We start from the raw sequence: 263 nt of genomic DNA, 5'->3' as shown, positions 1-263 counted from the left end.
GCAACAACTAAAATCCATTTAGCGCTATCATTCACATCACCAAAATGCACCGCAACTTGACCAAGTCCAGGTCCTAAATTATTCAATGTTGCAACAACTGCAGAAAATGCCGATAACTCATCCATCCCTGTCGCGATCAATGCCAGCATACAAATGACAAACACCAATGCATAGGCTGAAAAGAATCCCCAAACCGCATCGATAACACGATCAGGCACTACTTTTTTACCTAGTTTGATTTTATATACAGCACGCGGATGAAC

At 41.8% G+C, this 263-nt stretch carries 1 protein-coding gene; it reads right to left on the bottom strand.

The annotated features are described in order from the left end of the window. Window positions 1-263, bottom strand: a 263-nt coding sequence (locus MTCD1_RS19455; protein WP_305764596.1) for a potassium transporter TrkG, incomplete at both ends; no start/stop codon positions are given.

It is taken from the genome of Colwellia marinimaniae, assembly GCF_002207865.1.
GTDB lineage: Bacteria > Pseudomonadota > Gammaproteobacteria > Enterobacterales > Alteromonadaceae > Colwellia > Colwellia marinimaniae.
This window is presented reverse-complemented; position numbering and strand designations above follow the sequence as displayed.